Source organism: Candidatus Phycosocius spiralis, from assembly GCF_030158815.1.
Classification (GTDB): Bacteria; Pseudomonadota; Alphaproteobacteria; order Caulobacterales; family Aquidulcibacteraceae; genus Aquidulcibacter; species Aquidulcibacter spiralis.
The window spans coordinates 42074-55953 of sequence record NZ_BPFZ01000008.1 but is presented as its reverse complement, the minus strand read 5'-3'; the positions used below and the strand labels follow the sequence as shown (position 1 = coordinate 55953).

The 13880-nt window shown below is 49.0% G+C and carries 15 protein-coding genes; 4 read left to right on the top strand and 11 right to left on the bottom strand.

The genetic code is table 11. The features are described 5' to 3' along the window. Positions 1-41 precede the first annotated feature (41 nt). From nuoE to PsB1_RS07320, 11 genes are all read right to left on the bottom strand, one after another. The gene (nuoE, locus tag PsB1_RS07370) at positions 42-701 is read right to left on the bottom strand and encodes an NADH-quinone oxidoreductase subunit NuoE (protein ID WP_284360132.1); all 660 of its coding nucleotides are present in this window, start codon (positions 699-701) and stop codon (positions 42-44) included. A gap of 2 nt (positions 702-703) precedes the next feature. After that, positions 704-1093 (bottom strand): hypothetical protein, encoded by a 390-nt coding sequence (locus tag PsB1_RS07365; protein WP_284360131.1) that lies wholly within the window; start codon positions 1091-1093, stop codon positions 704-706. Continuing rightward, the gene (locus PsB1_RS07360; RefSeq protein ID WP_284360129.1) at positions 1090-1767 is read right to left on the bottom strand and encodes a nuclear transport factor 2 family protein; all 678 of its coding nucleotides are present in this window, start codon (positions 1765-1767) and stop codon (positions 1090-1092) included. Before PsB1_RS07360 ends, PsB1_RS07365 begins: the two co-directional genes overlap by 4 nt. After that, a complete protein-coding gene (locus PsB1_RS07355; protein WP_284360126.1) occupies positions 1764-2105 on the bottom strand; it encodes a hypothetical protein in 342 nt (113 codons plus the stop codon). The genes PsB1_RS07360 and PsB1_RS07355 overlap by 4 nt, the downstream gene beginning before the upstream one ends. Further along, positions 2105-3334 carry an NADH-quinone oxidoreductase subunit D gene (locus tag PsB1_RS07350; RefSeq protein ID WP_284360125.1) on the bottom strand — a complete coding sequence of 410 codons (1230 nt, stop codon included), beginning with the start codon at positions 3332-3334 and terminating at the stop codon, positions 2105-2107. The genes PsB1_RS07355 and PsB1_RS07350 overlap by 1 nt, the downstream gene beginning before the upstream one ends. Before the next feature lie 114 nt (positions 3335-3448). Next, on the bottom strand, positions 3449-3850 hold the full coding sequence (vapC, locus tag PsB1_RS07345; protein WP_284360124.1) for a type II toxin-antitoxin system VapC family toxin: 402 nt from the start codon (positions 3848-3850) through the stop codon (positions 3449-3451). Further along, on the bottom strand, positions 3841-4056 hold the full coding sequence (locus tag PsB1_RS07340) for a type II toxin-antitoxin system VapB family antitoxin (protein ID WP_284360122.1): 216 nt from the start codon (positions 4054-4056) through the stop codon (positions 3841-3843). The genes vapC and PsB1_RS07340 overlap by 10 nt, the downstream gene beginning before the upstream one ends. Positions 4057-4117: 61 nt before the next feature. Further along, on the bottom strand, positions 4118-4714 hold the full coding sequence (locus tag PsB1_RS07335) for a GNAT family N-acetyltransferase (protein ID WP_284360121.1): 597 nt from the start codon (positions 4712-4714) through the stop codon (positions 4118-4120). Between the two features lie 304 nt (positions 4715-5018). Then, the gene (gene rpmG, locus PsB1_RS07330) at positions 5019-5186 is read right to left on the bottom strand and encodes a 50S ribosomal protein L33 (RefSeq protein WP_085339690.1); all 168 of its coding nucleotides are present in this window, start codon (positions 5184-5186) and stop codon (positions 5019-5021) included. A gap of 180 nt (positions 5187-5366) precedes the next feature. Continuing rightward, positions 5367-7925 carry a TonB-dependent receptor gene (locus PsB1_RS07325; RefSeq protein ID WP_284360116.1) on the bottom strand — a complete coding sequence of 853 codons (2559 nt, stop codon included), beginning with the start codon at positions 7923-7925 and terminating at the stop codon, positions 5367-5369. A gap of 257 nt (positions 7926-8182) precedes the next feature. Then, positions 8183-9112, bottom strand: a complete 930-nt coding sequence (locus tag PsB1_RS07320; RefSeq protein WP_284360114.1) for an isopenicillin N synthase family dioxygenase — start codon at positions 9110-9112, stop codon at positions 8183-8185. A 201-nt stretch (positions 9113-9313) separates the two neighbouring features. Between PsB1_RS07320 and PsB1_RS07315 the strand changes: the two genes are divergently transcribed. The 4 genes from PsB1_RS07315 to pepN all read left to right on the top strand — a co-directional run bounded on the left by PsB1_RS07315 (position 9314) and on the right by pepN (position 13798). Continuing rightward, positions 9314-9769, top strand: coding sequence for a hypothetical protein (locus PsB1_RS07315; RefSeq protein ID WP_284360113.1), 456 nt, complete (start codon positions 9314-9316; stop codon positions 9767-9769). Next, positions 9766-10002, top strand: coding sequence for a helix-turn-helix transcriptional regulator (locus tag PsB1_RS07310; protein ID WP_284360108.1), 237 nt, complete (start codon positions 9766-9768; stop codon positions 10000-10002). Before PsB1_RS07315 ends, PsB1_RS07310 begins: the two co-directional genes overlap by 4 nt. Positions 10003-10119: 117 nt before the next feature. After that, complete coding sequence (locus PsB1_RS07305; protein WP_284360107.1) at positions 10120-10869, top strand: glutathione S-transferase family protein; 750 nt, start codon at positions 10120-10122, stop codon at positions 10867-10869. A gap of 274 nt (positions 10870-11143) precedes the next feature. Beyond that, positions 11144-13798 (top strand): aminopeptidase N, encoded by a 2655-nt coding sequence (pepN, locus tag PsB1_RS07300; RefSeq protein ID WP_284360100.1) that lies wholly within the window; start codon positions 11144-11146, stop codon positions 13796-13798. The last annotated feature ends 82 nt before the right edge of the window (positions 13799-13880 follow it).

Below are 13880 nucleotides of genomic sequence, written 5' to 3'. Positions count from 1 at the left end.
AGAAAATAGGCGACCGGGCCACTAGAGCCCGCCCCGAGGGTTCAAGCCTTGTGCGGAAGATTGGGCAATTTGATCTTTTTGGCCAAACGCCCATCAAACAAGGTCTCATCATTTAGGACATTGGGGCCGCCATCAGGTGCGCTGGTTATGCGGCCGGTGGCAGAACCTGGGGTTACATCTTTGCCAGCGGCAAGGTCATCGATAAGGGCGGTGAAGCTCTGGGCAGTCAAATCCTCATGATAATAATCATGGATGGCGACGATAGGGGCGTTGGCGCAGGCACCCATGCATTCCATTTCCTCCCACGAGAACAAGCCATCCGCTGTCACATGGTGGTGGGGGCCAATCCGGCTCTTACACACTTCAATCAAATCACCAGAGCCGCGCAACATACAAGGCGTCGTGCCACAAACTTGGAGATGGTGTTTGCCTACGGGCGAGAGGTGGAACATCGTGTAAAATGTCGCAACTTCATAGACGCGGATATAGGCCATTCGAAGGTCAAGCGCGATCTTACGTAATGCAGGCTCACTCACCCAACCTTCTTGCTTTTGCGCCAGCCATAAAAGCGGGATAACGGCAGATTGCTTGCGGGCTTCTGGGTACTTGCCCATCCAAAACGCGACCTTTTCGGCGCTATCAGCCGACCAGTCAAACGACTTGGGTTGAACTTCAGGGGGTGCGAGGCGACGTGTGGCCATGATTAACTGCCTTGATTAGAAGAGTGAATTTTATTTGACCTCTTTGCGCTGGTTTCAGCATCCTCTAGCTCAGCAAAGAGCTTATAGAGCGGGCCAGTGTACCGGAGTGCCAATAAACCTGCTGACAAAAAGAGGCATGTGAAGCCGACTACCCAAGACCATATCGAATTGTTAAGTGCTTGCGCCGCTGCCAATCCAAAGAAGGCAACGCCGATAGCAAGGCTGGAGAGCACGCCCTCAAGATACAATATACGTTTCAATGCGACGTCACCGCTCTTGAAATACCCTTTCAGTCGTTTGAAGCGGTTGTTAAACGGGGGCAGAAAACTGGCGACCAATACAACAATCGATATAGTCAACAGTACAGCCATCTTTGCGACCAAGTCCATCATTTCACAAAGTCCACACGCGCGATCTTTCCATCGCGCACGGTGTAAATCGCCAAGACTTCAAACGGTTCGCTATCTGGGCTGCGGCGCACACGCTCATGATCGACAACCACATTGCCGCACGCCAGGCGTTGGTCCAAATGCGCGTGATTGGCGGGAAATTGCTCAAACACACCTTGATAGCGCGCACGATAATCAGTAATGCCATGCAAATTTTCCGCGCCGTTCAAGTCTGCAATTACCACATCTTCGGCGAAGCAGGCCACATGGGCATCAAGGTCTTGGACATTATAGGCATCAAGCTGTGCGGCAATGACGCCGACAGCTGCCTCCTCATCGCCCGCGCGGGTGATGGACTCGCAGCGGGCAATCAAGCCATCGCGAACGGTATAGATCATCATAACATCAACGGTCGGGGCTTTTGAGCCCTCGGCTGGCTCAGAATGCTCCCGCTTGATCGTAACCTTTCCCAAGTCAATCCGGCCCAGAACTTGCGTACGGGCCATCGGATAATCGACTAAATGGCGGGCATAGATTTTGCGCGCACCCTCACGACTGGTCACCCAAGGCGCGCCACCAAATGGCAAAACCGTATAATCCTCGGCCAAAGTCGCCAATATGCCTTCAAGGTCATTGGCGGCATAGGCGGCGTAATTTTTGTCAACGATCGCAGTCATTTCGAGACTATCTTCGTTTTGCCGCCAACCCAGACTGCAATCTTGCCGATGACTGGTATGGTTTGAACGCAGAAAAAACAGACAAGCGCTGTCAAGATCAGTCCACCAAGATCTGCTTTGAAGGTTGCACCAAATCGAGTTACACTCAGAACTGTCCCTAAGCTTGGGAAATATGTCAAAGCTAAATCGTAGGCGGATAAAGCAAGAGCGACTGAGCTGAGAAAGGCAATGGCCGACAACAGCATAAAGACAAAAACCGCTAGACGCGCCCTGGGTAAACCAGTCAGATCGTCAAACATTGAAAGCCAGTCTGACGAGGTTTTCTCTTCCTCCGCCATCACCGATCCACCTCGCCAAACACGATATCGAGTGAGCCCAAGATCGCAGACACGTCGGCCAGCATATGGCCCTTATTCAAATGGCTCATCGCCGCCAAATGGGCAAAGCCCGGGGCGCGGATTTTGGCGCGGTATGGCTTATTGGTACCATCGGCGACCAGATAGACGCCAAACTCACCCTTGGGTGCTTCCACCGCCGCATAAACCTCACCCGCAGGCACATGGAAACCTTCGGTATAAAGCTTGAAGTGGTGGATCAAAGCTTCCATCGAGCCTTTCATATCGGCACGGCGCGGCGGGGTCACTTTGGTGTTCTCGGCCAAAACGGGGCCCTTGGGCATCATCTCAATACATTGCTTGATAATGCTAGCACTTTCGCGCATCTCATCCATGCGGCACAAATAGCGGTCATAGCAATCACCATTCTTGCCCACTGGCACTTTGAACTTCAGTTCCGAATAGACTTCATAGGGCTGGCTGCGGCGCAAATCCCAAGGGATGCCTGAGCCACGGACCATCACGCCCGAAAAGCCCCAGTCCAAAATCGTCTTTTGATCGACGACCCCAATATCGACATTGCGTTGCTTAAAGATGCGATTATCGGTCAACAAAGTCTCGATATCATCGCACAATTTTAAAAACGGGTCGCACCACGCATAGATATCGGCCACCAAAGCGTCGGGCAGGTCTTGGTGTACACCACCGGGGCGGAAAAAAGCCGCATGCATGCGTGAGCCCGACGCACGCTCATAAAACCCCATCAGCTTCTCGCGCTCTTCAAAGCCCCACAGAGGCGGGGTCAGCGCGCCCACATCCATGGCTTGGGTGGTGACATTGAGAAGATGCGATAAAATGCGGCCTATTTCAGAGAAAATTACCCGGATGAATTGCGCGCGGCGCGGCACGTCAATCTTGGCCAAGCGCTCAATCGCCAAACACCACGCGTGTTCTTGGTTCATCGGTGCAACATAATCAAGCCGGTCAAAATAGGGCAAGGCTTGAAGATAGGTCTTATATTCGATCAGCTTTTCAGTACCCCGATGCAACAGGCCGATATGGGGGTCTACCCGCTCCACGATTTCGCCATCTAGCTCCAAGACCAAGCGCAAAACGCCGTGCGCTGCGGGGTGTTGGGGTCCGAAATTGATGTTGAAATTGCGCATGGCGGTCTCGCCTGGCAACAGGTCGGCGGAAGGATTGGTATCGAGGGTTTGGGTGCCGTCTGCCATGGGTTAGATCTTAGCCTGTACTACGCCTGATTTGAAGCCCGAATCACCTAATGCTTGTGGGCCAAGATGGCGCAAGGATCAATAGTTTTACCTGCGGATTTAAGGGGCTTGCCCTTAAGAAAGTGTGGCGCGCGCCAACCCCAAATGCTGCACAAAAGGCTCAAAGTCGCGATCGCTAAAATGTAGCGGTATATCCTCTAAAATGCAGCGGGTTGCAATGAGAGTATCGATGCATTTGCGCGGCGTGATCCCAATTCCGCGCAATTGCCGATTATGGTGTGCGGCTTGGATAGTGCATTCTGGACCGCCAATCGTAATCGTGGGGTAGACACTCAATTCTTGAAGCACCAACCTGACCTGCTCATCGCTACGCACACCTTGGAGAAGCTCCATCAAAACCAAATCGCCAATCAAAATCGAAACGCCAGCGTCTAAAAGCGCATCCAGAAGCGCGGTCTCTTTGGTATCCGCTGCCTTGAAATAATCAATCAGAACACTGGTATCGACTAAGACCATGGCGATTTGGGCGGATCACGCCGCATCGCGTCTAAGTCACCAATCCATTCCACTTTCCCGCGCAACGCCCTTAACCCTCGCCATCGCTTGAGCCGATCCAGCATTTCGCGCAACGGGGACTCTACAGCTTCTTGCTCGGTCGAAAAACCACCCTCAACCATAGCGGCGGCCATCAATTCGTCGTCAATTTCGATATTTGTGCGCATGATGTGTCTCCTCACTGGGAATTATACACATTGCTCGCAGGGTTTCATCAAAGATCATTGATCACGGGCTCTTTGGATCGTCGCGCGGCACGCGTTGCCGATAAGCGTCTAAGGTGAGTGGTTTGAGCGGCTTATACATGACATAGCTTTGATGGGTCTTACCGCTGGGCGCGGTGCCGACCCGTTCTCGGGTTTTTAAATAGCCTTGGCGCGTCCAAAACGCCATACCGCGGGGATTACCTTCAAGGACGCCTAAACGCAAAACATCCATGCCGCGACTGGCCAGCCAATCCTCCAAGGCTTGATAGAGGACATGGGCAAAACCTGAGCCTTGCAAAGCTGTCGCCACTTGAAACAGGCTGATATGTCCCACGCCAGGTGCGATCATGTCCTCTGTCACGTCCAACACTGCGGCGATGGTGTCTGGGTGTTGGTGGGTGCGTGCGATCAATTTATGGGTTTGGGTCCAGTGAAAAAGGGCAGGCGGCTGGCTTGTCAAAAATTCCTCAACCCATAAGGCCACCTTCGGCATCTCCCCGGTCAAAAACAGATCATACTCTGGGTTTAACTGGCAAAACATGGCCAGTGCGGGCCCATCAGACTGGGTTGCGGTCCAGACGTCGGCAGCAGCCATGGTGAAGATCTGATTTTGGTTCATAGGTCATAGTTAGCGATTTAGAGATCAATCGTCACGTAATATCACTTTCTCACGAAGGCCATTGAATCGGAAGCTTGGAGACTGAAGTCTGGTGTTAGGGGTTGGGATTTAATCCGCAGATCGCCTCGCTGCCAACATCCACACAAGTGGCGAGGTTCCAAAATGAGTGTGTTCGATTTGGTTAACCGTTTCAGTCTGACTAAGGTGGTGATGGGTAATAATGCAAAGAAGGTACGACCAAAAGTAATAGCGCGCTTCGGATACCCAAAGCGCGCCATAAGACTGAACTCTCATAAAAAAAGAGCTACTTAATTTTGCCTTCAACAAACTCAACATGTTTACGTACGACTGGATCATACTTATTCATGCGCAGTTTTTCGGTCTTTGTGCGTGCATTCTTCTTGGTAACATAAAAGAAGCCCGTGCCCGCTGAGGAGTTGAGACGGATTTTGATGGAGGCCGGTTTGGCCATAATTATTCTCCCGCACTATGCCCGCACTGGGTATGGGTGAAACTGAGGCGGCGCTTAGACCTCACTCTGAGAAAAAGGTCAAGACTTTCTCTGCTCTAAATGGCTTTGGGCTAATTGGCTTGAGATGGTCAAGGCCCCCAACCATGGCGGGGGCCTCGATGAGAGTGGGAAGGGAAAATCTTACCAGTTATATTTGGCCGAAACACCAAAGGTGCGTGGCTGGCTTGGATAGCCTGACACAGAATCAGCTTGAGCTACACTTGGGAAAATCGTCGTCAAATAGCGATCATTGTTAAGGTTACGGCCCCAAGCGGTTAGTTCCCAGCCATTGTTGAGGCTATAAATGATTCCACCATTCCATGTGTTGATTTCATTGGTATAGGGGATTGCTGCAGCCCGACTACCTTCTAAACCATCCAAGATTTGGGTCTTGTCTTGATAATAAACATCCGTACGGAAAGTCAAACTTTGATCATTGCCTAAAGTCACAACATAAGAGGCCGATGCATTTAAGGTCAATTTTGCAATCCCGGCAGGCTTGACTCCAGACAAATCACCAAAAGCACTTTGTTTAAAGGAATCATATTTAGGATCTAAATAGGTAGTCGCAAAGGTCAAGGTCAAAGGCGTAATCGGCCTATAAGTCGCGTCCAATTCAACCCCTTTGGAGGATTGGGAACCAGCATTGGCCAATTGGAATCCAGTACCAACAAAAATATTAGACTGGAAACCGTCTATTTTCTGATCAAACAAGGTCAGGTTAAAGGCACCATCAGGGAAGCGGGCCTTAAGGCCAATTTCAGACACCGTGGCTTCTTCGGGGCCGGCATAACGGGTGCCTGTGTTGAGATTGATTAAAGCCAAACCAGCGCTACGAATTTTAGAGGGTGGAGGGTTCAAGATTGGATTACCTGGAATAAAATCTGCCGCAAATGGACGAGAATCACGCGACAAATTGAAGGAAGACGCTTTAAAGCCGGTCGCATAGCTCGCATAAGCATTAAAGGTGTCGTTGATTTCCCAAGCCAGACGAAAGGAATATGTGGTCTTAGAATCATGGGTTTTCCCAGACTCCACGGCATTTGGAATATTCAAGAACGGGGGCTGAAATTGGAGAACCGACAAGCCCAAAAACGGATTACAAATCGGCAAGCCCTTAGGTTGTTCTGCTGGACACCGAACTCCTGCCACCTTAACCGCCACGGCATTGGCATTTACAGGTCCAATAAGTGGGGTCAAAAGATTGGTCAAATAACCAGCACCAAATGCATTGAGATCAAGGGCAGAAAAACTATCCGTGCTCACTATATTGATCCGAGCCTTTTTGATGTCGTCGGTATAATTGAATCCGGCAGTCAAGGTCAGACTTTCGGTCAAATGATAATCAATGGTACCAAAAATCGATGTTGCATCATTCTTCATACCCATCGTTTCTGAAGTGCCCGTTCCCTGTTTTTGGAAAGTGGTACCAACGGGCAAGCCTAAAGCCCGTTCAATCAATGCCAAAGCAGATGTAGCGCCACCTGTTAGCGCATTCGTATAGGCGCGGAAGTCTTTTTGATAAACAACACCTTGTTTTTGATCAATTTTCTCATTGAAATAATAACCACCAAGCAAGAAATTAAGTGGGCCGTCATAGTCGGAAGCTAATCGGAACTCTTGGGTCAAGGTATCGATTTTAAAATCATTATAGGCGCTTGCTAAGGCGGCACTTGTAAAATCAATATCCCCATCTGAAAAGTTTTTTGACTGACGAAGCGCTGAGATGGATGTGAATTGCCATAAACCGAAATCATAATCGATTTGTAATGAGGCCCCCTGGTTTGAGATTTTGTTGATTGGGGCTATGTCGGAATATACCTTATCCCCAAACCGGTTGTTGGAAGCAATCTTGCCACCAATGGCACGGATGTAATCACCAGTAAAACCGTCTTTCACGTTAGCGACTGCGCAGCACAACTCGTTTAAATGGTCATAATCAACAATTGCACGGACTTTGAGTTCATCAATTGGATTGATCAAAAGATCGCCACGCACAAAATAACGATCACGATCATTTATCTTTTTATTGATCGCTAAATTTCTAACAAAACCATCGCGTTTATTGATGCCAAACGCCAAAGCGCCTGCAGCTATATCCCCTATCGGACCTGTAATATCGGCCTTGGCAACTAATGCATTGAAATTACCATAGCTGACTTCAGCACTGCCGCCATATTCAAATTTGGGCTCACGCGTGATAATCGAGATCACACCTGCAGATGCATTTTTACCAAACAAAGTGGATTGTGGACCGCGCAACACCTCCACACGCTGCACATTCGGCAAATCGCCAATTCCAGCAGCTGCACGAGAGCGATAGACCCCATCTATAAAGATTGCCACCGAAGGCTCAATACCTGCGTTGTTTGCGCCGTTGCCAAAGCCCCGGATGATGAAGGTTGCGTTGGAAGAGGTTTGATTGGTATTGACCCGCAAAGAAGGGACCAAAGTCTGCAAATCGTTCAAATCGCGAACTTGCGCCTGATTGATGGTATCAGCCGAAGTAACAGAAACGGCTACAGGAATTGATTGTAGGGTGGTTTCACGCTTGGTTGCCGTAACGATAATGACATCACTCTCCTCTTCGGGCTCAGCGGCAGATTGAGCATGCGCTAGAGATGTGGCACTCAAAGCCACAAGACAAACAGAAGTTAGCAAACCGACCTTACCGGTTGTGAAAAAAGAGATTGAACGCATGCATGTTTCCCTAAGATTATTTATGGTTTAAATTAAGTTTATGGCACGTTTAGCTGTTTGTGTCCGAACTTTTGTGTCAAGACTTTCCTAAACCGATCATAATAGGATTAGACCGCGCTGTTTCAACCTGCAATACAGTCAAAACAATTTAGCCACACTTTATGGTATCCCTTGTGCAAAGTTGCACGACAATTTTAAAAATGGCAGGTAGTTATTATTGAATGAATTCACCCAGATCTGGTTTTTAAGCATATATCTCAAGCGAGTTTTATTTCGCGTAAGCGCTCTTCTAAGAAATCTTGTGCACGAATGGGTTTATAATTGGGAGGTCCATTCATCGGCAAAGTTTTAATCAATACATCAGGCGAAAAATGCAAGAAAAATGGCGCTGAATAGCGGGCAATTCCCGCTCGTTCGGGCATTGGGTTGATAACCCGATGAATGGTTGAAGGTAACAGATCATTGGTCAGGCGCGCCAACATATCGCCAATATTGATGACCACGCAGCCTTCAGGTGCTGTAACAGACTGCCAGTTTCCCTCCTTATCCAGCAATTGAAGTCCTGGTTCTTGCGCACCTAACAACAAAGTGATGACGTTGATGTCCCCGTGCGCGCCAGCCCGAATAGCGCCAGGTGTTACGCCAGCTTCTAGTGCAGGATAATGGAGGGTGCGTAAAACCGAATTGCCTAGCGCCACTTTTTCGTCAAAATAATCGATAGGTAAAGCCAAAAACATGGCAATGGCGCGCAAAATCTGTTTGCCTAGAGCATCAAAAGCCTCAAACATGGCTTGTTGGCTTGCATCAAAACCCGGAATTTCAGGCATAGCGACATTGGCTGGCATCATGGCGTTATACCTATGTCCGTCGGGTAAAGTGCGGCCATGGTGCCAGAACTCTTTCAAGTCAGCAAATGTGTGATCCTTGGCGGTCTCAACACCAAGGCCGGTATAACCGCGCTGACCACTCCCGCCTTTGACAGTGTATCTGGCTTTGGTCTCAAGGGGTAGAGCAAAAAAAGCCTTTGCCTGATCTAATGCATGGTCAATTATGGATTTTTCGACACCATGATCGGAGACAATGGCAAAACCAAATCCCACAAACCAGCTACCCAATTCTTGAGAGAATCCTGCAAAATCTTCTTTATAAAGCTTCATTGATACAGGGTTGATCACGGAATTTGACACATGGGACTCCAAGGTGACTTTGGTTTTAAGAGAGGCGAACTCAAACCTCAAGTCGAGAGTGCAAACTCGCATCCTTAGGCAATGTACAATTCATAAAATGTAAAAAATATTTGACTTTACGCGATCCGGACCCTACCTGTCGAAATGTAAAACATCTTTGTCAATTTAAGGCGCTTCAAAAGAACATAAAGGATCTAGGGCATGACGTTAACCGAAAAAAAGGCAATGGCTTCGCTGTTAGTTAGTGCGTTAATATATAGCTACCTTAGTGTGAATTTGGCCGATGCTTGGACCATACCTGATCAGAGCGCACAGCACCTTTGGAGTACATGGATTATTGTCCTAGGTTTTGGAATGATGGGGGAAGTAAGTGTGGGTGCCTGGAGTGCTTGGCAGCGCAAACGGGGCGAATTGGAAGACGATAGAGACGAGGCCATCATCGCCCGTGCCGAACGTTTGGCGCTGGTTTCTGGCTTTTGCGGGATAAACGTATTGATATGGCAAATCTTATGGCAAGCCACATTTTCGCACCCGATCATTACGACTTTAGACGTGCAGCACCTTCCAACTCTATTTTTTGTATTGATGTCGATCTTGTTTCTTTGTCATGGGGTTAAGCAATTTTTTATCCTCCTGTTGAGCCTGTTGTCCACATGAATGTTGGAAAAGGCCGTGTGCTCAATCAACTTCGTATGTTGCGGACACAACATGGTTTGACTCAACAAGAATTTGCAAGCCTGGTTGGGGCCACCCGTCAAACCATTGTCGCGGTAGAAGCTGAGAAATATGCGCCTTCTTTGGAACTTGCGTTTAGGATCGCCCGCGTCTTAGGGGTCCCATTTGAAACCGTTTTCCAGTTTAAAGATGAAGAAGTTAAACCTAGACTTTGAGTCAATCCATTAAAGGTTCAATTTCAGCCTATATGATTTTTATACTTGCCTTTAAGCTGATCACACCCGACTTAAGCATATCTAGGGCGCGTGCCTAGCAGTACATAGGAAACAAGCATGACCACGCCAAATCCAAGACCGATTGAACTTTACTACTGGCCTACCCCTAATGGCTGGAAAATCTCCATAGCGCTTGAAGAAATGGGCCTTCCTTATGAAATGAAGCCGGTTAACATCGGTAAAGGCGAGCAGTTTGAGCCAGGTTTTTTGGCCATCAGCCCAAATAATCGTATGCCAGCGATCATCGATCCTGAGGGGCCTGATGGAAAGCCCATTTCGGTATTTGAAAGTGGAGCTATCCTAATGTACCTGGGTCGTAAGACAGGCCAGTATTACCCACAAGATGAGCGCGCCCGCGTTAAAATAGACGAATGGTTGATGTGGCAAATGGCAGGCCTTGGGCCTATGTCAGGCCAAGCCAGTCACTTCCGACTGTATGCACCCAATCTTGTCGATGACCCCAAACTGATTGAATATGGTCAAACCCGCTATACCAATGAAGTCAACCGGTTATATGGTGTGATGGAGCGTCAACTCCAGCACAATGACTATTTGGCAGGGGATTATTCGATTGCCGATATGGCCTGTTATCCTTGGATACGCGGGGCTAAGTTATTTGGTCAAGATTTATCAGAGTTTCCAAATCTGCTGGTCTGGTTTGATCGTATCGATGCGCGCCCGTGCGTTAAAGCTGGCCTTGGTGTGGGTGAGATGTTGCGCAAACCAGCACAACAACAATCTCAAGCTGACATCAAAGAAGCTGCCAAAGCCCTCTTTGGACAAACCGCCGCCGTAACTAAAACATAAAATGGATTTGTTTCGATTGTAAACGGAGCCTTGAACCATAGTTTTTTCGATCATTGAACTCATGCAAATGGAACATAGGCAATTCTTGCTTCAATCCTGTTCGCTAATCCCACTCTTCTAATGAGATTTGCTTAGATGTTGACTTTTGATTGGGCCCACAAAGTCCAATTCTGAACACTTAGCGTAAGAGACTAACCCATTGTAGATCATGGCTTGTTATTTCAATCCACAAAAGGCTTAGACAAGGGGCCTTATTTGGGGCTAAGCCGTGGTGATGCGCACTATTTCTCAAATCGCCGTCCAACTTATGGACTATTGCCCCTTTCCATTCACCATCACCCACGTTTCCTTGGTTTTTGATTTGAACCAAGAGCATACGGTGGTTACCACTATGATGACGGTTGAGCGGCGCGTATATGATGGAGCAAAAGAAGCGCCATTTCAGCTTGATGGTGTGGGTCTAGAGCTATTGGAATTATCCCTAAACGGTCAGAAGCTTGACCCCAATGACTATCATTTGGACGAGGTCGGATTAATCATTCCAATGGTTCCTGACGCCTTCAAACTTGAAACCAAAGTTGCGATTAATCCGGCGGCCAACACGGCTTTGTCGGGCCTTTACATATCTGCGGGACGTTTTTGTACCCAGTGCGAAGCCGAAGGGTTTCGACACATCACCTTCTGGCCGGATCGACCCGACGTGATGAGCCGTTTCCATGTACGGATTGAAGCCCCACAAGATCAATTTCCAACCCTTTTATCGAATGGGAATTGTGTGGCCATAGGTCAATATGGGGATGGTCGGCATTGGGCATCCTGGGACGACCCCTATCCCAAACCATCCTACTTATTCGCACTGGTGGCGGGAAGCTTTGACACATGGACCGACCATTTTACCACCCGATCAGGGCGCGAAGTCAGTTTGTGCATTTATGTAGACCACGGTGTTTCTCCTCGTGCCAGCTATGCCATGGATGCTCTTAAACGAGCGATGGCATGGGACGAAAAGACTTTCGACCGCGAATATGATCTCGATGTGTTTAATATAGTGGCCGTAGCCGATTTTAACTTTGGTGCCATGGAAAACAAAGGCCTAAACATTTTTAACTCTGCATTAGTGCTCGCCGATGAAACGACGGCCACAGATACAGACTATGAAGCCATTGAAGCAGTTGTGGCGCATGAATATTTTCACAATTGGTCAGGTAACCGCGTCACCTGTCGCGATTGGTTTCAACTCTCGCTTAAAGAGGGCTTGACGGTGTTTCGTGATCAGGAATTTTCGGCCGATCAACGCTCACGTGCTGTTAAGCGTATCCAAGATTCAAAAGCGTTGCGTGGTCGGCAATTTTCCGAAGATTCAGGCCCACTAGCTCACCCCGTTCGTCCAAGCAGCTATGTTAAGATCGAAAACTTCTATACCACAACAATTTACGAAAAAGGGGCGGAAATTGTCCGAATTATCCAGACTTTAATTGGCGAACAAGCCTTTAAAGACGGGTTAAACTTGTATTTTGACGATTACGATGGCACCGCTGCTACGATTGAAGATTGGCTCCATGCCATGCGTATGGCTTCCGACAATCCCCTCACAGGTATCGAGCGCTGGTATGATCAAGCAGGCACTCCCCTCCTGACGGTTAGCTCCAGTTTTGACGAAGGGACCCAGCGCCTTCGCCTGTTTTTCCGCCAAGCCACCCCCGATACGCCTGGTCAGACCACCAAATCTTGGGTGCCGATTCCAATTAAGCTCGCCTTTTTTGATCACAATGGTGCGATGCTGCGCTTGACCCTTGCTGGTACAGAGGCAGCTGCAGATGAATGGCTGATTCCGATGGCAAGTGATCGCTTGGTTATAGAATTTGAAGGGGCCAGTCGGCAACCTGTAGCCTCTTATTTGCGTGGCTTTTCAGCCCCTGTCCGTTTGCGTGCTGACCAAACGAGTGCCGATTTGGCGCTCCTTGCAGCCTGTGATACCGATCCTTTTGTACGCTGGGAATCGGCACAAACGATTTTTCGATCAAGCTTGTTGTTGGTCTCGCGCGCACTGGCCAAGGGGGAAGAGCCAGAGATTCCCGATGATCTTCATCGCGTTTTTCAAGGTTCGCTAGGTGAAGCTGGCCGCGATCCAGCCTTCGCTGCTTTATTGCTACGCCTTCCCGAAGTGCCTGACTTGATGCAGCTGCAAGCCAATTGTAACCCAAGCAATTTGGTGGCGGCGCGCGTTTATGTACGCTCAGTCATAGCCCAACAACTCGATGGCCCGTTAAGCGCCTGCTTTGCGACATATGATCCTGCACAAGAATTTTCGACCGGTGCAGCTGCGGCTGGTCGACGCGCCCTCATGGCAGCTTGTCTTGACCTATTAAGTGCGACCGGCACTGACCGTGCCGCATTGCGCGCAGCCAATCTATTCGCAGCTGCACGCAATATGACCGATACAATGGCCGCTCTTTCTGCCTTATCCCAGTTTGGTGGTCCTCGTTATGATGCTGCCCTCAATGCTTTCAGAAATCACTATCAGGACAATGCTTTGGTCATGGATAAATGGTTTCGTGTTCAAGCCATGGCGCTGTGTGGGGATCCGCTGACTACCTATGCTACGCTGCGTAGCGACCCACTTTTTACCTTAACCAACCCAAACCGAGTACGGGCATTGGGTGGCGCTTTTGCACAGGGCAATCCAGCGGCATTCCACCGCGATGACGGCGAAGGCTACGCTCTTATGGGCACCCTAATCAGCGATGTTGATCGGCTCAACAGCGCCCTAGCAGCCCGATTGGCAACATTTTTTGACTCATGTGTCCGTGTGGATGAGGCGCGTCGATTAGCAGCCTTTAGGACGATTGAAGGATTGCTCGCCAACAACAGCCTCTCTGCCAATACGCGTGAAATCCTTACCAAAATCATCAGCGGCCTTACCGCTTGAACCAAATGGTTTGTAGGGAAGTTCTGGCTCATTCTATCCATTCTTGGGTGATTTGATGGCCTCGTGTATTCAGATGCGCGCA

Bases quoted from the DNA above. Each gene is read 5' to 3' on its own strand.
- nuoE (WP_284360132.1), bottom strand. From the start codon at position 701: ATGGCCACACGTCGCCTCGCACCCCCTGAAGTTCAACCCAAGTCGTTT.
- PsB1_RS07365 (WP_284360131.1), bottom strand. From the start codon at position 1,093: ATGATGGACTTGGTCGCAAAGATGGCTGTACTGTTGACTATATCGATT.
- PsB1_RS07360 (WP_284360129.1), bottom strand. From the start codon at position 1,767: ATGACTGCGATCGTTGACAAAAATTACGCCGCCTATGCCGCCAATGAC.
- PsB1_RS07355 (WP_284360126.1), bottom strand. From the start codon at position 2,105: ATGGCGGAGGAAGAGAAAACCTCGTCAGACTGGCTTTCAATGTTTGAC.
- PsB1_RS07350 (WP_284360125.1), bottom strand. From the start codon at position 3,334: ATGGCAGACGGCACCCAAACCCTCGATACCAATCCTTCCGCCGACCTG.
- vapC (WP_284360124.1), bottom strand. From the start codon at position 3,850: ATGGTCTTAGTCGATACCAGTGTTCTGATTGATTATTTCAAGGCAGCG.
- PsB1_RS07340 (WP_284360122.1), bottom strand. From the start codon at position 4,056: ATGCGCACAAATATCGAAATTGACGACGAATTGATGGCCGCCGCTATG.
- PsB1_RS07335 (WP_284360121.1), bottom strand. From the start codon at position 4,714: ATGAACCAAAATCAGATCTTCACCATGGCTGCTGCCGACGTCTGGACC.
- rpmG (WP_085339690.1), bottom strand. From the start codon at position 5,186: ATGGCCAAACCGGCCTCCATCAAAATCCGTCTCAACTCCTCAGCGGGC.
- PsB1_RS07325 (WP_284360116.1), bottom strand. From the start codon at position 7,925: ATGCGTTCAATCTCTTTTTTCACAACCGGTAAGGTCGGTTTGCTAACT.
- PsB1_RS07315 (WP_284360113.1), top strand. From the start codon at position 9,314: ATGACGTTAACCGAAAAAAAGGCAATGGCTTCGCTGTTAGTTAGTGCG.
- PsB1_RS07310 (WP_284360108.1), top strand. From the start codon at position 9,766: ATGAATGTTGGAAAAGGCCGTGTGCTCAATCAACTTCGTATGTTGCGG.
- PsB1_RS07305 (WP_284360107.1), top strand. From the start codon at position 10,120: ATGACCACGCCAAATCCAAGACCGATTGAACTTTACTACTGGCCTACC.
- pepN (WP_284360100.1), top strand. From the start codon at position 11,144: ATGCGCACTATTTCTCAAATCGCCGTCCAACTTATGGACTATTGCCCC.